Source organism: Rhizobium sp. CNPSo 3670, from assembly GCF_057784555.1.
In genome coordinates this window covers 1-18,188 of the sequence record NZ_JBXSOL010000044.1, presented here as the reverse complement: position 1 = coordinate 18,188, position 18,188 = coordinate 1, and the positions used below count along the sequence as shown (strand labels likewise).

The window sequence follows — 18,188 nt, the reverse complement described above, 5'->3', positions numbered from 1 at the left end:
TACGCCTTGGCTCATTCTATCGACCAGCACTGGAGGCAGGGGGCCACCTCCCGCACGCAATGCGGGCCTACGCCGGAGACAGCGATTGTTTCCATGCATTTAGTGGCTTGCCATAAAACTTATATGTAAAAACAGAGACTATCCTGAAAGGAGTCCAGTAAGACCTAAGTCTATACTCAGGATTACCTTCAGATTTTCATCCAATTATGAAAGCTGTGCTGTACTTAGCCTATATTAGCTACTGTAACGTTCCGCGAATTGTGGTATTCGATTCCTACTTTAGAGTTTCCTAAACCCCCGTATTGAGAGGGGTCGGTACTCGGGTCGTAGTGAAGCGTAACGTGTTAGAGGGAGGGTGAAGCTGTGAATTCAGCACTTATACCGAATTTGGACCTCAGGCAGGAAAACGTAGCTCTTCCCCTTAATAACGCGCACACACTTGCCCTGTCGGCAGGGCAGACGCATTCGCTTGTCATTCTCGATAATCGCGAACTTGATCGTCAATGCCTGGCGCAATGCATGGCTGCTCAAAAGGCGGATTTGCAGATTCTGGCGTTTGGTTCGATTGAGGAGTGGAAGCAGAAGCGCGACGAATACGCTCCGCTTGCGGCAATCCTCTTGAATGTAGGCGGCAAAAAGGTCGATGAACCGGCCGTTTCGGAGCAAATCCGGAAGCTTTCGTCGGAATTCGCCTCTACACCCCTTATCGTGTTGGCTGATAGCGACGATTTCGGACAAATCGTCAGGGCTCTTGAGTACGGAGCCAAAGGGTTCATACCCGCCTCAGTCAGCGTCAGCGTCTGCATGGAGCTGATCGCGCTGTCGGTGGCAGGAGGAATATTTGTGCCTGCAAGCGCCCTGTTCGCCATGCGTCACCTGCTGGACTCGAACAACTCGACGGCCCGCCCGCTCTCCGGCATCTTCACCGATCGTCAGGCAGAAGTGGTCGAGGCGCTCCGACGCGGAAAGGCGAACAAGATCATCGCCTACGAGCTCAATCTCCGAGAGAGCACTGTCAAGGTGCATGTTCGCAACATCATGAAAAAGGTCAAAGCGACCAACAGGACGGAAGTTGTTTTCAAGCTCAACGACTTGTTCCAAAGTGGTCTTCCGGCGTGAGCGTGAATACAGCGATGTGCTGATACAACTCTTGAGACAAATCTTTTGTCCGGTACATTTGTGCTCAAATCAGCCCGGTGGCGCGAAATGCGTCACCGGGTTTTTTGATACCGGGCAGGTCTGTCGCGGGTGGCGTGAAGTGCGATCGAGCCCTCAGCTGCCGACCGTTGTTCCTGTACTTGCAGATGATCTAACCCGGTTCCTGCGCATGCATCCTGCAACTCGTCGCCCGATGGACCTCAAGGCGCACCAATGCTTTGGCCCGATCGTTTGCTTGCAGGCCAATTTGAACCAGGGCAGCGAATTTCGCAGCTCGGGAGAGACCTCCAGGGCAAAATGCTGGATGGCCGCGGCCGTAGCAAGGTCGAAGTTGTTGAAGGCGATGCCAGCCTGTTGAAGCGCCTTCTTTCCGAGATCCATGGCAAGAAAGCGTCGTAGCATCTGATCCTTTTTGAGGCTATCTGTCGCTTGGCTAAACAGGGCATCAAAAGCCTTTTTTCTTTGTAGAAGGTCGGAAAGAACGTTTTTGCCGTAGTACTGCAGCGACATGTTCGAAGCATGTCGGCGATATACTGCTTGATCCTCTTTGATGAAGCCTACGTCAGCATGTGCTGCGAGCCGCAGCCACATTTCCATATCGCCGGCGTGCGGCAGTTCCTTAAGATAGCCGCCAACCTGCTTTTGCAGCGCCGTCCTCACGACAGCCGTCGGCGTTGGAACGAGATTGCTTGCCCCACTCAACCGCATGAATTGCGGACCGGACAAGACCTGCATATGACGCACGTCATGGTCGCCGAGAGGATCAGCGCGGCTCGTATTACCGTCCGGCTCAGCTATGAGCGCGTTCCCGAACGCCATCCCCACATTCGGATAGGTGCGCATCAGCTCCGCCGCGCGACCCAGCGAGCCCGGCAAAAGATAATCATCCGCAGAAAGAAGCAGGAATAAGTCACCGCCTGCCCAATCAATTCCCTCATTGTAGGTGGCGATGTGGCCCATGTTTGTCGTGTGCCGCCGATAAGTGACCCGGTCATCCCGGGACGCCAGCGCCTTTCCGACTTCTGGTGTATTGTCCGGCGAGCAGTCATCCAGAATAAGCACGCGCACATCGACGCCCGCTTGTGAAAGGACACTCTCAACAGACTCCTGCAGGAAATGAGCGTAGTTATAGCAGGGAATGACGACATCAACACGTTGCAAACTTATTCCTCCGCCGGCACAACGCCACGCTTGGTTCGAGAGATCTTCCGCCTGCGGCATCGTCTTGTTGTTGAGTGGCGTTTGTTTCCCGCTCGCAGGTGCGTTGAGAGATGTTTCCGCCTCGGCACTCATGTTTTGGCTCCGAGATAGGAATACGGGGAAAGTCTTGACAGCGCATATTGACCGACCAGCTTTGCTACCGTGCGACGCCTGAGCGGGAAGCCGAAATCCTGCCAGATGCGCCAGCGGTCTCGGACCGGAAGGGACTTGAACCAGTAGTAGGGCTGGTCAGTGAACGCGAGGGTCTTGCTGCCCGCGGGGGCAGGTTCACCCATCCGCTTGTAGTCGGCTTCCCAAGTCGTGCGGTAACAGACCGTCGAGATCGGCTCATGAGAGCGCGGCAGCCCGGAGCTCCGTATCGAGCTCCAATAGACAGAATCTCCTACTGGATAGAGTTCCCTCGGCATGTGAGCCCAACGCGCGATGATCGGCAGGCACGGCCGCGTGAGAAACAAGCAGTTCGTATCCACGTGCGTGCGGCCGTCGCTTTTTGAGTCGTCGAACATGTAGGTGCCGTCTGCGCGATGCATCGAACGTCTCGATGAGCAAACCGCAGCACCGGTACGGTGGTGAAGTTCAAGCAGGCGCTGGATGTGGTCGGATCTGTACCAGTTGTCCGCATCGAGAAACGCCACCGCGTCATAACCCTGGGCGAAGGCGCTGAGGCTGCCGATCACGCGAGCCATGTTGCCCGCGTCGCCGTGAGCATGGGGCAGGATGAAATGTTTTGCGCCCCAGCGAGCGACGGAACTGTTCGGAAACCCGTCGGCAATAAAGACATGGTCGCATGCAACGGTTTGGTCGACAACGCTCGCCCGGCACTGCTCAAGGAGTTCGTTGGGCTCCTTGTAATATGGTGTAATAACAGCAACGCGCATTGCCCGTGTCCTCAGTGTTTTTGCGGCGATTTGCACGTCCGACGATCGCCGCCCTTTTTTACAAACCGATATGGGCTCGGTTCATTAAACCGAAACCGAGCCACGACTTGCGCTTTGACGTTGCCGATCACGTTCCCAAGGGCGCGGCGTGCGGAACGGGAACGCCGACGGCAGGCGCAGGCGGATTGGTGTAGGCCATCTGCGGAAATCTGACGCCGGGCATGCTTCTCGCCTCGCCGGAAAGCTTCCACTCGAAATAGGCGATCGTTCTCTCGAGCCCTTGGCGCAGGCTCACCGTCGGCTGCCAGCCCAGTTCCTGCTTTGCCCGGCTGATATCGGGTTTGCGCTGGGTCGGATCGTCGATCGGCAGGGGTCTGAAGACGATGCTTGATTTCGATCCGGTCATGTCAATGACCATTTCGGCCAGTTCCCGGACCTGGAATTCTCCCGGGTTACCGAGATTGATCGGACCCGTAACGCCGGCCGGCGTACCCATCAGGCGGATGAAGCCCTCGATCAAATCGTCGACATAGCAGAAGGAGCGCGTTTGCGTGCCGTTGCCGAAGATGGTGATCGGCTCGTTTTGAAGCGCCTGAACAATGAAATTGGAGACGACGCGTCCGTCATTGGTCTGCATTCGTGGCCCGTAGGTATTGAAGATCCGCGCCACCCGGATTTCCACGCCATATTGACGGTGATAGTCGAAGAACAGTGTCTCGGCGCACCGCTTGCCTTCGTCATAGCATGCCCGGGGGCCTATCGGACTGACGCTTCCGCGATACTCCTCAGGCTGCGGGTGAACCGCCGGATCGCCATAGACCTCGCTTGTCGATGCCTGGAAGATCTTTGCCTTTGTGCGCTTGGCCAGGCCGAGCATATTGATCGCCCCATGCACATTGGTCTTCACGGTCTGCACCGGATCGTGCTGGTAGTGGACCGGAGATGCTGGGCAGGCGAGGTTATAGATCTCATCGACCTCCACATAAAGCGGGAATGTGATGTCGTGGCGGAGTATTTCAAACCGAGGATCGTCAAGAAGGTGCAGTACGTTATCGCGCGAGCCGGTATAGAAATTGTCCACGCAGAGGACGTCATTGCCCTCTCGCAAAAGCCTTTCGCACAGGAATGATCCCAGAAATCCGGTGCCGCCGGTAACCATAATTCGCTTCTGTCCGTGCATTTATTTGCTCCGTTGTTAATGTTTGCCCACCGGGATGGAGAACATGTCAGCAGGCTCCCTTGCCTTTCAGGACCGCAGGAATTGTGCTGAGAAGGATGTGCCAATCGAACCACAAGGATCGATTGTCGATGTAGAACTCGTCGAGTTGCTGCTGCAGTTCGATATCCGCATTGCTTCGTTCGGATATCTGCCAAAGCCCCGTCAGCCCCGGCGTGACCGAGCGCCGCTTGGCACGAAACTCGCTATCCATCGCCGAAAGGTGATATTCCGGGAAGGGGCGCGGTCCCACGAAGGACATCTCTCCTGCAATGATGTTCACCAGCTGCGGGAGTTCGTCGAAACTCGATGAGCGAAGGACATGACCGATCACCGGCAGAATGCGCGGATCCTGCCGAAGCTTGAAGTGGTTCGACCACTCGGCTTGTATGTCCGGATTGTCCCGGAACAATGTTTCGAGGCGTTGTTCCGCATCTCTGTACATCGTTCTCAGTTTCAGGACGCGCACCGGCTTGCCGGACAAGCCTTCCCTGGCGTGTCTGAAGAAGACGGGACCCGGATCGATGGCATAGATCGCGGCGGCGGCAACCAGAATGCAGGGCATCAGCACAAGCGCTGCCGGGATAGCGATCACGAGATCGAGGACTCGACGAACCAGGTTCGAGCTTGCCGATCTCCCACCGACGGCCAAGCGAACACCGATCTCTCCGCCGACGTCCGCCGGTCGCAAACCGGTTATCTTGAGGTTCGGCGTGTCGGAGAGGAGGATGACCTCGGCGAACTGCCGACGCATCGTTGCCAACTCCGCGATAAATGAGCCCGTATCGTCAGCGATCAAGGCAATCGATGGCCCGTTGTCGGCTGATACTTCCGAAGTGTCGGGAGAAAAGGATTCCGGCCGAATGCCATAGTGCCAATGCTCTAAGAAATACGCCACAAGCGCAGGGATGCGATTGCGGGCACCAACGATCACTGCCCGCTCACCCCAGATACCAAGCCTCCAGGACAGTCCTCGTGCGGCCCCACGCATAAGAGGTTGAACAACCAATCCGAGGCCCATGAAGGCGATGATTGGAAGCAGCACGCCTAGTCCTTCCGGCAGAAGGATTGCCCCAAGCGCTGCGATGACCACCACCTTGAAGGACGCTGTCGTGCGGCGGCGCAGATGTTCGTGGTCGTGAAGCCGATATCCGGGATAGAGCGCGTTCGATGCATAAAGAACGATCGCTGCCAGCGCTGCGACGGCGAAAGCGCGCTCCAGCACCATATTCTCCGAAGAGTTCGAAAGGAACGGCAGGAGAAGAAGATAGGCTATCAGGTAGCTTGCGATGTCGCCGGCAATCAGAAATGACGACGTAGCGAGCCGAGGCAACCTGCGCCTGAATGGAACCGGTATTTTCAGCTCTGCCCGCTTGCTGAATTCGGCGGTCGGTGTGGGGTTTGCCACGAAAGGTTTCGTCTTCCGCAGGTCGGACGTGATTGCTGACGGCGCAAATAGGGACATGATCGCTTCACACCTTTACGGCTGTTGCTTTTGGCGCACTCGATCCAAAAACCTCGTCTTCGATCGGAAACTTCCGAAGCCCCAGTCTCTGGAATGCTGTCAGTGAGATGAAGGTCGGCACGACGAGCGCATACCGCCGCCACAGCCGTCGCGGCTCGCACAAAAGACGAAAGGCCCATTCGAAGCCGCTTCTTTGAATGAACCTTGGAGCTTGCCGCTTGAGGCCGGCGTGAAAATCGAATGCAGCTCCGACGCCGATAAGCATCGATGCATCCAGACGGTCACGCATGCGCGCCATCCAGAGTTCCTGCTTCGGACTGCTCAGCCCCACCCAGATGATATCGGCGCCGGATCGATTGAGCCGGTCCGCAATATCGGCTTCCTCTTGCGGTGACAGTTTATGAAAAGGCGGTGCATAGGAGCCGGCTATCTCAGCTTCCGGGAATTTCGCGAGAAGCTGCGCCTGCAAGTGCCGCAGCGTCTCGGGCGTTGCGCCATAAAGGAAGTGGCGTATTCCCTTCGATGTGCCGGCCTCGAAAACAGACAACATCAGATCAGGTCCGTACACCCTGTCGCTGTCCACATGGCCAGCACGCTTCAACGCCCATACCAACGGCATGCCGTCGGGGGTCACGAGGAATGCCCGATTATGTATCGACCGGAGCTCTGGGTCATCTTGACATCGGACGACACCGTGTGCGTCGCGAACACACACATATTCCCTCCTGCCGTCTTCAATCCCTTTTTGAATAAAACCGGTCGCGCTTTTAAGATTAACTGCCGAAATGCGAACACCAAGAACATTAGTCCATTCCAGGGAGTCCTTTTGTTTAAGAACTGAAGCTTGGCTTCTGTCTGTCGGTTGCTTTCCCATGACCTACGCTTTCGCGATTTAAACTGTCATCAGAATATGCCGGCAGAGCGATTGTCTCCATACTTTCAGTTCCAACTATTGGACGTAGAACACACTTCATATTCCTACGCCTTCGGCCGAGATAAGTTACAATATTCGAAGTAAGGCGGCGTACCCCACGGCTTGCCGCGTTGCTCTTTTTGATGAGTGCGACCCCGAAAGAGCGGTTTGACCTTCACAAGGCCGCAGAAGATAGTCACTCTCGCGCCAAGCCTGGGCGGACCTGCGCGCGAATGAAGCGTGGGGAGAGATGATTCATCCAACAGGCGAGATGACTGGGCTGACGAACCGTCAGAACTGCCCGACAAACCAACCCTAGCAGGCTCCCGCGCCGGGAACTTGATGCGCGCACCTGCGTCGGCGCAGGATCCGTCGTGGCGCAGGATCCGTTGGAATTTTCGCTCTGGGCACGCTCGCCGAGGCCATGACGTCATAGCTCTTGCCGGCAGTAGTCATTTTCGCGTCATGATCGGGGCGCTATTGCGCCGAGCAACCGGCGGCGAGTGGTCTGAGCTTCGTGTGGAGCGCAATACTCCCGCCAGCAGCGATATAGCCCGTCACGTTGCCGTTCTTGTCAATTGGCGCGCGACGCTACGCTGCCTACGTCGATCCCAGCCTTCTGAAGATCGCTTAGACTGCCAAACTCTCCCGAAGGCATGATCTCCGGGTGTATCCTGAAGCTCTTGTCATTCAGATTGCCGTTGTAGCGGTTACGCGCAAATTGCACCGATCCAAGCTTGTGGTCGGGCACGTAAATGTATGCCGCCAACCCATTGCCGCTATCGACCGACACGATATTATCCTCGATGCGATTGGGGCCCGCCCAAGGCGGATGCCACCCCCGGCCCGTACCGTCATCGACGCGAAAGGCAGCCCCGGATCCGCCGGTAATGATGTTCCCCGTCACCAGGTTGCTCCAGCCGCCGTTTATGCCGATCGCCGATATATTATCCGAAAGCGTATTTCCTTCGATGCGCACTCCACTGGCCTTGCCGTCGGTATAGATCGCCCAACTGATAGGAGAAGGCCATTCACTGGTATTTTCATATCCAGGGGGCCAGAATGTCCCATCGACCCTGTTCATAAGCTGACCTGTTCCGGTGACGAGATTGTAGCGAATGCTGCTGTTCAAAGGGTCGGTCTGTTCACCCATCATCTTGATGCCGCCGCCGTCTGCCGTTTGCTGATTGGCGTTGCGGACCACGTTGTGTTCGATGATCGCGTCATGAACTGCGTCCTGATCTCCCCATAGCGAGCCACCGGCGATACCGAACTGGGCTGCGTTTTCGATGAGATTATGAGCAATCCTGACATTGTCGGCAGCCTGGAACCATATCCCGGCCGTTTCGAAATAGACCCTGCCGATGTCATGGATGTGGTTCGACAGGATGGTCGCACCGTGCGATTTGAGGAAGGTGCCATAGGTCGTGCCGACATAAATCCCGTTGCCGGCCACATCCGCAATCACGTTACCGGCAATCAGGACATCTTTGCTCTCGGAAACGTGGATGCCGACACCGACATTGTCGATGGAATTGCCGAGCAGCCGGACGCCGTCCGCCCGGTCGAGCCGTATGGCACCGAAGCTCCTGGTGTCGGTACCGAACTTGCCGCTGCCGCGCGGATCCCCATCCCTGAACTGGAGCCCGGATACAACCATTCCATCGGCTCCATCAAGCCTGAAGAATGTCGGCAGGATGCCGGCGACAGCCGTAGAGCTGATTGGCAATCCATCGGTCGGAATATAGACGAGTTGCTCCTTGGCGCGGTCATACCACCACTCGCCGGGAGCATCGAGCAGGGCCGCCGCCCCCGCCAGGAAATAGCGGCTGCCTTCCGCGGTGAAGAAGTAGGCAGTGCCTCTGGTGTTGATGGTCCGGTTGGCGGTGTCGATTGAAACTACCGGGAGGGTGTCACTGCCCCATTGGCTACCGGGGCGAAAACCACCGACAATATGGGCGACAAGCCCCACCGTATTTTTCGAGATCGGAAGATCGCCGGCATGGAAGCAAAAGCGCGTGTTGCCATGCCATATGTCGTCATCCTCTGTGCACTTGGCCGCAAAAAGCCATCCTTTGCGCGGATCTCCATCGAACGGGGCGTTGGGAAAGCGTGCCTGCGTCTGCAGCGCGCCCTTGACGAAAAGGTCGCCGACGGCCCTGCCTGGAGGCAGCTTCAGTGATGCCGTCCAGCGGCCATCGGCCTGTGCCGTCCAATTGCGTACAAGCGGGCCGCCGTGCAGAACCGGCGCTTCGTTGCACCTCGCCGTGATGACCAGGCCCGCGTCGCGCGCGTCGAAGACTATCGGTTCAGAGAGATAATAGTCCCCGCCGCCCAACGCGATCGTGTTTTGGCCGCCCTTCTTACGCGCAGCATCCTGAGCTCTCTCGATACTGACAAAAGGACCGTCGGTATGCTGAGGATTGGGTTTGGGAAGACGCCCACTCCAACCGTCCTTGCCATCAGGAGAAACATAGAATACCGCCCGGGCCGCAGATGTGCCCGTTGGTACATTGCTCAGTGAAGTCCCCTTCAGCCTGTCGGAAAAGGTCGCCGGCGACGCCTCCGCGCAAGTCGCTTCCCTAAGCGCCGTCTGCAGCTTATCGGGCGCATCTGCGTCCGAGGTCACTGAGGCCAGGTTGCTCGGCTGCGGAAAGAGCGTCGCAAACAGAATGCTCAAGATCGGTGCAAAATGCAGCCTCAAGTCTGCAGCTCCGCCGTTTTTCTGCGCGCGGATGCCCGCATTTTCTGGCCGGGACTCGTTGAAACAACGGGCTCGTATAGAGAGAACATGATGATGCCCGACATAAACAGAACGAAAATCGCGTCATTCTGGATCAGGAAGATGGTCTCGGTCATGTTCATCACCAAAATGACGACTGTGAAGACATTCAGCCAGAGCCAGCAATAGTGCGGGTCCCGGCATTGGAGGATCGCCCCTTGGCGCAATGCCTGTAGAAGCATCAGAGTGAATAAAATCATTCCGCTTATTCCGAAGTTCAGCAGTGTATCGCGGAATCCGCTATGGGCGTGGGGAGCCATCCATTGGATCTTCGACCAGATAATCCAGGCCTCTGGGTTCGCCTCTGTCCAAAAGGCCTGGTAGCCGAAGCCGAGCAGCAGATGATCGGCAATCTGACCATCGACCAGTTCCCACAAGGGCACTCGGCCCGTCAAAGTGGCATCCTTGCCAAGCGCCTCCAGGAATGGAACCAGGAATTCGTGAAGCAAAAGGAGGAGCCCGATGAACATTTGGACAAAAAACAGGATGAGGACGATGCGGCTGATGCCACCGATCCGCCGCAACAGGGAATAAAACCCGATCAAGCAATAGGCCGATACCGTCGCAATGATCGCGGTCATCGATCCGGAGCCCATGAGACAGGCCCCAGCCCCGATCAAGAAAAGCAAAGCTGTTCGCCGCAAACCCCGGCTACCGTCCATCAAGACGGCCGTCGACACCAGTATCATCATCGCGGCATACCACCCGAGACTGTTCTTGTGGATGAATATGCCACGCACCGCGCCGTCCATCGGCATGCGAGCGAGACCCGGCGACGCCACCAAGACCAGCAGGCTGAGGACGATGCATGTTCCGAAGGTGGCAAATGCCAGCAGAAGCAACTGCCGTGGTGTGAAGCGTATCGCCAGCACGTAAGCCAGAAGCACCGTAAAGAGCAGGCCGATGGCGCGCCTGAATGTCGTTGATGGGCCCACCGACCAGAAGACGGACACAAACGGCATGGCGACTATCAGGGGGACAAACCAATTTCGCTTGAGCGCCGTTAGAAAGTGCGGAAAATTCCGTACCAGCATCAACAATGTAAAGCCGTATACGGGTAGGTAAAGCAGACGCAATATAGACCTGGCGTGATCGCCAAGGGATCCGTCAGCGTCCGCCAGCATGAGCGGGAAAAGGGCGCCTGTCTGAAGGAAAAGGCAGAAGCCCGCGCCCCAGCACTCTATCGCTCGCCAACTGACGGTCGGCCCATTCGCGGCTCTAAGCGTATCGGCTCTCATTATCGGTCCCGATTTGCCTGGACAGATGAGAGGCTGTTGATCGCGGCAATTTGGAAAGACATCGGTCCCCTTTCACAGCTGCGCTGCTTACCAACGAACATCCCGCCACCTCCCCAGTCAACTGACGCAAACGAAGGCGCAGCTAAGCCTAACGCGCATACCCACCGTCCAAGGACGTTGGTTGGGTGAAAGCTCACGGTCTACCCCTCCCCCAAAAGTTGGTGCTTGGACCAACGGCATTGCCCATAAGAGCAGATGTCACCCGTGACCAATCGCCGGTAGCTTGGCTATGAAAACATACCGCGAAGATCGCGCTGAGCCGCAGTTGGTGGTGAAGCGAGGCAATAATTCTGGCGCAACTGGCTGTTGGCAGGTGACGCTTGGAAGGGTTGGGATTCTTATGGTTCTGCGTCATGGTCCTGGTTTCGTATGCACTATAACGGAAGCGTCACGCGTTGCGGTGGTGATCCTACGAGCTCAGGGCGGAAGCCTGATCGCGCAGAATGATCCCTGTCCGCCTCTCATTTCTTTCCATCAATTCGCGTTGCCGAACGAACGAGCGTTCGCAACTCCGGCGTACCGATGTGTCGCGCAGCAACGCACTTGAGAGGGGGTGTCATGGAGCGACCGACGATCAGCGTCCTCATCAACAACTACAACTATGGTTGCTTTCTTTCCCGGTCGATCGACAGCGCCTTGCGCCAAAGAGCGTCTGATGCCGAGATCATCGTCGTCGATGACGGCTCGAGCGATCAGTCGCGCTCGGTTCTCGAAGGTTATGACAAGCAGGTGAAGGTGCTCTTCCAGGAGAACCAGGGACAGGCCGCCGCCATTAATGCCGCTGTGAAGGCAAGCAGTGGCGACATCCTCTGTTTTCTCGATGCCGATGACTGGTGGGCGCCGGGCAAGCTGTCGGCAACAGCCGCTGCTTTCCAGTCGAATCCTCATGCATCGCTTGTTTATCACCGACTTCAGCCAACGCAGACCGATGGCTCAACAGCCTTCAAGCCAATCCCTCGGACCCTGTGTTCGGGAGATTTATCGCCACGGCTTGCGAGATCGGCTGGCTGGTGGCCCTTCCCAATGACATCAGCCATCGCAGTAAGACGTAGCGCCTGGAATGCGGCAGGAGATATTCCCGAGCAGTTCCGCATTTCCGCCGATGCCTGGCTCACGGGCACCTACCCATTTCTGGGGGATGTTGTCGCCCTGCCGGATTCACTCGGATTCTACCGGATTCACAACAATAACTGGTATCGGCCAGTCGATGACGCCGCCATGCTGCGAAAGCGGATGGCCCATTGGCGGACTGTCGTTGACGCGACGAACCAGTTTCTTTCCGCGCATGGTTTAGCCGGAAGGCTGCGTCTGACTGATCACTTTCCGTATCGGGTCGCCTCAGCCAGGCTGGAGGGGGCAGATGCACGCACCCGGTTCAGACTTGGCGTGGAAGGACTTTTTTTCGCCGGAGAACCAAACTTGCTGAGGCGTATGCGTGAGGCATTGCGGACAGCCCGCGACCTTCCTCGACGCGGTCAGGCCGTTAGCTTGTCGGAGTCGGCACGATGAAGGCACTGATGCTGGTTTCCGAACTCGAAGACTACACCATCTCGTTCGCAAGTGGTGTTGCGCAACACCTGCAGGTCGTGCTCGCAGTCCCGCGTCGGCGCTACGCCAACCTTGTCTCCTCTTTCGACCCGGCGGTCGATCTGCACCTTTTGGACTGGCCACGGCACCGGTCGCTCTCCAATCCCTGGTTCCTACACCAACTCACGCGTCTTATCCGGCACGAGCGGCCGAATGTCATTCACCTTCTGAGCAATTCCACGCTCTGGCTGAACTTTGCTGCGCCATTCTGGCGGCCGATCCCGCTCGTGACGACCGTCCATGATGTTGACGTGCATCCCGGCGATTCCGACACCAGAACGCTGCCGGCCTGGGCTCCGCGATTGATCGTGCGGCAATCGAGCCATGTCGTCGTGCATGGCGAGGGGCTGAAACGAATGGTTCTCGAGCGATATTCAAAATCGCCCGAGTGCGTCCATGTCCTGTCGCATCCGGCCATTCATCGCTACGCGGAACTTGCTCGGCAGCACAAGATGACGCGGCGCCACGCAGATGGAACCTTGCGCGTCCTGCTTTTCGGGCGGATTTTTGCTTACAAGGGATTGGAGCATCTGATCCGTGCCGAGGCGATGCTGAAGGACCAGCTCCCCAATCTGCGGATCACGGTCGCCGGCCGCGGCGATGATCCCTGGATCTTCCAGCCTCTTATGGGCGAAGCCGGCCGCTATGATATTCGCAACCACTTTATCGAGGATATGGAGGTCGCCCAGCTTTTTCTGGATGCCGATATCGTTGTTCTTCCCTACACGGAAGCCTCGCAGAGCGGTGTACTCAACCTTGCCGCGGCATTTGGCAAACCGGTCATCGTGACCGATGTCGGCGAATTGCGCGCCACCGTTCTGCCGAACGGACTGGGAATGGTGGTTCGGCCAGGGGATGTCGAACAGCTCGCCAGCGCCATCCGAACACTGGCTGAAAACAACGAACTGAGAAGCAGCTTCGGAACCAGCGCGCTCGCCTGGGCCAGAGGTCCGAATTCGCCTGAACAGGTCGGGGCGCAGGCTGCGGCCGTTTATCGTGAGGTGGTCGGAGCATGCGAATGACGACGCTCACGGAGGGGAATCGGACAGCGGTGCGGAATGCCGCAGCAACCGTGCGCCACTATGTCCCGGGTGGTTGCGAGAACGGCGGCGGAATTGGCAGGCTGGTCGGCTATATAGCAAGCACGGCGAAGGAGGCAGGCGAAAAGCACGTCGTCACCGACACCAGAGGGCCTCGCTGGTCCCTGGTTACGTCGCCGATGCGCCTGCTCGGCGCCATCTTGATGATGGCCAAGGATCGGATAATTGCTCCGGCACGCATTCACCATATCCATATCGCCGGTCGCGGCAGCACCGCAAGAAAACTGATCCTTACCGAGGCTGCCCGTTTCCTCGGGTGCTCTCACATATTACACCTGCACGATTACGATTATGCGAGTGACTTTGCCGCACGCTCGCCACGGCAACAAATGCTCATACGCCGGATGTTCCAACATGCCGACCAGGTCGTAGCGCTGGGGCAGCGGGACCGTATGACGCTAACGACGCTTCTGGGCGTGGACGAGCGCCGCGTGGCCGTCATCCGCAATTGTGTTCCCGACCCCGGGGCGCGCAGCGTTCACGTCGGCAAGATGCCCTTGATCGTCTTTCTCGGCCGACTGAGCGAACGCAAGGGTGTTGGGGAGCTTCTGCTTGCCTTAAGTCATCCGATTATGAAGGCGCTCCAGTGGCGGGCCGTGCTGGCAGGCGACGGACCTGTGGAAGACTACCGACGCCAAGCCGCAGCCCTGGGCCTTTCCGATCTGGTGAAAATGCCGGGCTGGCTCGGCGCCGACGAGGCGCAAGCCTTGTGTGCCCGGGCAGATATCCTGGTCCTACCTTCGCATGCCGAGGGCTTGGCAATGGCTGTGGTCGAAGGGCTCGCTCACGGGCTTGCGGTCGTTACTACGCGCGTCGGCGCGCATGGTGAGGTCATCTCCGACGGTGAAACGGGTGTCTTCGTGCCTGTCGGAGACAAGGATGCCCTGGCTGCGGCGCTGGCCAAACTCGTCAGCGATCCGGAAATCCGCAACCGCCTCTCGGCCAAGGCCCGAGCTCATTATCTCAATCAGTTCAGTATGAAGGCCTACATGCGATCGCTGGAAAAACTCTACGACGCCGTTTCCGCGCAACCTCAAACGTCGGTTGGTGAACGATGACTATTTCAACTATCCCGCCAGACCGCAACACCTCGCTCTCGTCGATGCGCTACGATCCCCGGTTTCAGGTAGAAACGAGGTCGGACGATTTTGACCTCACATCGGGCCTGCGTCTTATCCGGCGAAGGATGGTGATGATCGCGGCTATCGTCACGCTGTTTATGGCGATCGCCGCAATGATGGTTTCGGGATTGAAGCCGAGTTTTCATGCCGAGTCCCGGCTGATAATCCACACGCCTCTGGCGACGAAACTCGGCCCTGAGGATTCCGGCCGCAACGATCCGCTGGACGCCGCATCGGAGACCGAACGGCTTCTTTCCAGAAGCATTGCAGAGCGGGTAATCCGCGACCTGCGGCTCGATCAGTGGCCGGAATTCAATCCAGCGCTGCAAGAGAGCTCGCTTATCGACAGGATCCGAGCAATGTTGCGCGGTCTGGTCGACAGAGAAAAACCACTCTCGCCGGTACGAAACAGCATCGAGCCAATCATCCCGAAGTACTACAAGGCATTGCGCGTATGGCGTGATGGCCAGAGCGACGTTATTCAGATCGGCTTCGATGCGAGCGATCCCCAACTGGCAGCCTCGGTCCCGAACCGGCTCATCAGCATCTATCTCGAAGAGCGGAAGGACGGTCTGCGGGGGCGCCTGGATGCGGCAGAAGAATGGGTTCTCCAGCGCATCGCGGAACAGAAGGACCGCGCTGCGGCAGCACGCGATGCCGTCGACGCATATCAGAAAACGATGGACGTCGTCTCAAATGACGACGATCAGGTTGAACAGATCAAGTCAATAATGGAGCTGGGCGAGCGGCAGACAAAAATCGAACAAAGCCGCACCGAAGCGAGAGCAACGATATCTGCACTGGAAGCGGCTGACGACCTCTCGCTTGCCCTGCAGAATATGGTTATTCCCGACAGCATTGGCGCGGCGCAACGGGAGCTTCGTTCACAGGAGCAAGATCTCGAGCGCCTTCTCGAGATGTATGGCAACAGCGCCGAAGTCGTGGTCGACATGCGGGCGAAGATTCTTAAATCCCGCACCGATCTCAGCCTTGCGGTCGATCGATATCTTCAATCCATCCGCTCCAAGCTTGCGGCGCTCGATCATGAGGATGACGCGGTTCGGTCGGCCTTGGCGGTAGCTCATCAGAAACGCGCTCGCTCTGCCCTGGCGCAAACGGAGCTGGCGCGACTCCAACGCATGTCTGACAAGGAGCAGACCGCGCTTGATAAGCTCGAGGAGCAGCGCCGTGGCCTGGCTGCGCAAGCCATGCTGCCGGGAGCGGAATTGGAAGTTCTGTCACCGGCAGCAGTGCCGCTGGCACCGCAGGGGCGCGGACGACTTTTCTATCTGGTCGGCGCCCTCCTGGCTTCGATATCGATCGCGGTAACAGCCGCTTTCGTGGTCGAGATGCTGGATAACTCGGTCCGCAGCTTCGATCAGATGGCCGGAATGCCTCGCATTGCGCCGGCCGGATTCATCCCGCGCCTGAAACGGAAGGACCGGAGGGATCCATCTATGCTCTTTGGGTACATTCAAGACGGGATGTTTGACGAAGCAATTCGCTCTGTCATAACTTCGCTTAAACAGTCCAACGGTGGAAAGCTGCCTAACAGTATTGTCGTGACGTCGGCTCACAGCGGAGAGGGCAAGTCGCTTGTCGCCAGATCACTGGCAATCGATCTCGCCGCCAACGGAATTCCGGTGCTGCTTGTTGATGGCGACCTCAGACACGGAAATCTCGACTCGTTTTTCAAGTCAGAGCTACAGCAGGGATTGAACGAATTCCTGTGTGGACAGGCTGGAATCCGGGACATCATCGATCACCATCCGAGCGGCATCGACTTCATTCCGGCCGGCAATGCCACTCTCCATCGGCGCGCCCGTATGACGGATGCGGCTGACATCGTCTCGATGGCCGCCTCGCTGGGCCAAGTCGTCATCTTCGACAGCGCACCCGTGCTCGCCTCGGCTGATACGATGCATCTGACGGCCTTAGCAGAACGAACGCTCGTGGTGGTTAAATGGGGTAAGACGAGCCGTCGCGCCGTCGAATTTTGCTTACATCAGCTGAGGACCGCACGCAACGCGGAGCTTTGCGTTGCCATAAACAACGTCAATCCGAAACAACACGCCATGTACAACTTCAGCGATTCGGAATTGTTTGTGAAATCACTGAGGAAATACCACGAATTCGCGTGAACCGAGACAGCATTCACATCTGATTCCGCCGAAACAAATTACGGAGACCGTAGTGAAGAATAAAAACAAGGTTGCGCTGATTACCGGTATAACAGGTCAGGACGGTGCGTATCTGGCCGAGTTTCTCTTGGAGAAGGGCTATATTGTTCACGGCCTCAAGCGACGCTCATCGTCCTTCAACACCAGCCGCATCGAGCATCTATACGAGGATCCGCATGTCGAGAATCCCCGGTTCATCTTGCATTTCGGGGACATGACCGATTCAACGAATCTCATCCGTGTCGTTCAGGAAACGCAGCCGGACGAGATCTATAACCTCGCAGCACAGAGCCACGTTCAAGTCTCTTTCGAGACGCCGGAATATACGGCCAACGCGGATGGAACCGGCACACTTCGGCTGCTTGAAGCAATTCGCCTCCTGGGACTGACCAGGAAGACGCGCTTCTATCAAGCGTCCACCTCAGAGCTCTACGGCAAAGTTCAGGAAGTTCCGCAAAGCGAAACGACGCCTTTCTACCCTCGATCACCCTACGCAGCGGCCAAGCTCTACGCCTATTGGATCGTGGTCAATTATCGCGAGGCATATGGCATGCACGCCTCCAACGGTATCTTGTTCAATCATGAAAGTCCGATCCGCGGCGAGACGTTCGTGACCCGTAAAATCACCCGGGCGGCGGCTGCGATCCATCTTGGACTGCAGGAGAGGCTCTATCTCGGCAATTTGGATGCACAGCGCGACTGGGGACATGCGCGCGAATATGTCCGTGGGATGTGGCTGATGCTGCAACAGGACGAACCGGAGGACTATGTCCTTGCAACCGGCGAAACGCACTCGGTCCGTGCCTTTGTCGACAAGGCCTTTGCCAAGGTGGGCATGCCGATTGATTGGCGTGGGACCGGAGTCGAGGAAAAGGGGTATGACAAGACATCCGGTCGGTGCGTGGTGGAGATTGATCCGGCTTATTTCCGCCCGACTGAAGTTGACCTTCTGATCGGTGATCCGACGAAGGCGCATACGAAGCTTGGCTGGAAACACGAGACCAGCCTTGATCAGCTGGTTACGGAGATGGTCCGCGAGGATCTGAAAGTCATGGCACGAAATGTTCCGGCGGTGAGTGTAACCAGGGCCTTTGCCTATGCCTGAGGCGATCTGTCGCCAGCCACCGCGGCGTGGCGGGCTCCGCGATCGTGCGATCGTCTCGCTTCCGACAGCTGAGAGAGTCAAACACTACCCTGCGCAAACGCAAAAAGCCCGGCTCGAGAGCCGGGCTTTTCTGATCGACCGAAATCAGACCAGATTAGAACGAA

The 18,188-nt window shown here is 57.5% G+C and carries 13 protein-coding genes; 6 read left to right on the top strand and 7 right to left on the bottom strand.

From position 1 onward, the window contains the following. The first annotated feature begins 363 nt into the window (after positions 1 to 363). The gene (locus tag AC13QO_RS27145; protein WP_488542427.1) at positions 364 to 1,119 is read left to right on the top strand and encodes a response regulator transcription factor; all 756 of its coding nucleotides are present in this window, start codon (positions 364 to 366) and stop codon (positions 1,117 to 1,119) included. A gap of 153 nt (positions 1,120 to 1,272) precedes the next feature. Here the strand turns inward: AC13QO_RS27145 and AC13QO_RS27140 are convergent, their stop codons facing one another. From AC13QO_RS27140 to AC13QO_RS27110, 7 genes are all read right to left on the bottom strand, one after another. Further along, positions 1,273 to 2,319 (bottom strand): glycosyltransferase family 2 protein, encoded by a 1,047-nt coding sequence (locus AC13QO_RS27140; protein WP_488542436.1) that lies wholly within the window; start codon positions 2,317 to 2,319, stop codon positions 1,273 to 1,275. A 128-nt stretch (positions 2,320 to 2,447) separates the two neighbouring features. Beyond that, positions 2,448 to 3,257: a glycosyltransferase gene (locus AC13QO_RS27135; RefSeq protein WP_488542426.1), complete on the bottom strand. Its 810-nt coding sequence runs from the start codon at positions 3,255 to 3,257 to the stop codon at positions 2,448 to 2,450. A gap of 127 nt (positions 3,258 to 3,384) precedes the next feature. After that, positions 3,385 to 4,437, bottom strand: a complete 1,053-nt coding sequence (locus AC13QO_RS27130) for a UDP-glucuronic acid decarboxylase family protein (RefSeq protein WP_085777568.1) — start codon at positions 4,435 to 4,437, stop codon at positions 3,385 to 3,387. A 46-nt stretch (positions 4,438 to 4,483) separates the two neighbouring features. Further along, a complete protein-coding gene (locus AC13QO_RS27125; protein ID WP_488542425.1) occupies positions 4,484 to 5,938 on the bottom strand; it encodes a sugar transferase in 1,455 nt (484 codons plus the stop codon). A 7-nt stretch (positions 5,939 to 5,945) separates the two neighbouring features. After that, positions 5,946 to 6,812 (bottom strand): WecB/TagA/CpsF family glycosyltransferase, encoded by an 867-nt coding sequence (locus AC13QO_RS27120; protein ID WP_488542424.1) that lies wholly within the window; start codon positions 6,810 to 6,812, stop codon positions 5,946 to 5,948. Positions 6,813 to 7,425: 613 nt separating this feature from the next. Further along, positions 7,426 to 9,555: a right-handed parallel beta-helix repeat-containing protein gene (locus tag AC13QO_RS27115; RefSeq protein WP_488542423.1), complete on the bottom strand. Its 2,130-nt coding sequence runs from the start codon at positions 9,553 to 9,555 to the stop codon at positions 7,426 to 7,428. After that, entirely contained in the window at positions 9,552 to 10,871 is a 1,320-nt protein-coding gene (locus tag AC13QO_RS27110) for an O-antigen ligase family protein (RefSeq protein WP_285196158.1), read from the bottom strand. The genes AC13QO_RS27115 and AC13QO_RS27110 overlap by 4 nt, the downstream gene beginning before the upstream one ends. Positions 10,872 to 11,489: 618 nt before the next feature. On the opposite strand from AC13QO_RS27110, the gene AC13QO_RS27105 reads away from it, so the two are divergent. From AC13QO_RS27105 to gmd, 5 genes are read left to right on the top strand one after another with little or no spacing between them, the layout of a single operon-like run. After that, entirely contained in the window at positions 11,490 to 12,440 is a 951-nt protein-coding gene (locus AC13QO_RS27105; RefSeq protein ID WP_285196159.1) for a glycosyltransferase family 2 protein, read from the top strand. Beyond that, the gene (locus AC13QO_RS27100) at positions 12,437 to 13,540 is read left to right on the top strand and encodes a glycosyltransferase family 4 protein (protein WP_285196160.1); all 1,104 of its coding nucleotides are present in this window, start codon (positions 12,437 to 12,439) and stop codon (positions 13,538 to 13,540) included. The genes AC13QO_RS27105 and AC13QO_RS27100 overlap by 4 nt, the downstream gene beginning before the upstream one ends. After that, a complete protein-coding gene (locus tag AC13QO_RS27095) occupies positions 13,531 to 14,676 on the top strand; it encodes a glycosyltransferase family 4 protein (protein ID WP_488542422.1) in 1,146 nt (381 codons plus the stop codon). The genes AC13QO_RS27100 and AC13QO_RS27095 overlap by 10 nt, the downstream gene beginning before the upstream one ends. Beyond that, the gene (locus tag AC13QO_RS27090) at positions 14,673 to 16,880 is read left to right on the top strand and encodes a GumC family protein (RefSeq protein WP_285196162.1); all 2,208 of its coding nucleotides are present in this window, start codon (positions 14,673 to 14,675) and stop codon (positions 16,878 to 16,880) included. The genes AC13QO_RS27095 and AC13QO_RS27090 overlap by 4 nt, the downstream gene beginning before the upstream one ends. 52 nt (positions 16,881 to 16,932) lie before the next feature. After that, positions 16,933 to 18,024 carry a GDP-mannose 4,6-dehydratase gene (gene gmd, locus AC13QO_RS27085; protein ID WP_285196163.1) on the top strand — a complete coding sequence of 364 codons (1,092 nt, stop codon included), beginning with the start codon at positions 16,933 to 16,935 and terminating at the stop codon, positions 18,022 to 18,024. Positions 18,025 to 18,188: the final 164 nt, after the last annotated feature.

Bases quoted from the DNA above. Each gene is read 5' to 3' on its own strand.
- AC13QO_RS27135 (WP_488542426.1), bottom strand. From the start codon at position 3,257: ATGCGCGTTGCTGTTATTACACCATATTACAAGGAGCCCAACGAACTC.
- AC13QO_RS27130 (WP_085777568.1), bottom strand. From the start codon at position 4,437: ATGCACGGACAGAAGCGAATTATGGTTACCGGCGGCACCGGATTTCTG.
- AC13QO_RS27125 (WP_488542425.1), bottom strand. From the start codon at position 5,938: ATGTCCCTATTTGCGCCGTCAGCAATCACGTCCGACCTGCGGAAGACG.
- AC13QO_RS27120 (WP_488542424.1), bottom strand. From the start codon at position 6,812: ATGGGAAAGCAACCGACAGACAGAAGCCAAGCTTCAGTTCTTAAACAA.
- AC13QO_RS27110 (WP_285196158.1), bottom strand. From the start codon at position 10,871: ATGAGAGCCGATACGCTTAGAGCCGCGAATGGGCCGACCGTCAGTTGG.
- AC13QO_RS27105 (WP_285196159.1), top strand. From the start codon at position 11,490: ATGGAGCGACCGACGATCAGCGTCCTCATCAACAACTACAACTATGGT.
- AC13QO_RS27100 (WP_285196160.1), top strand. From the start codon at position 12,437: ATGAAGGCACTGATGCTGGTTTCCGAACTCGAAGACTACACCATCTCG.
- AC13QO_RS27095 (WP_488542422.1), top strand. From the start codon at position 13,531: ATGCGAATGACGACGCTCACGGAGGGGAATCGGACAGCGGTGCGGAAT.
- AC13QO_RS27090 (WP_285196162.1), top strand. From the start codon at position 14,673: ATGACTATTTCAACTATCCCGCCAGACCGCAACACCTCGCTCTCGTCG.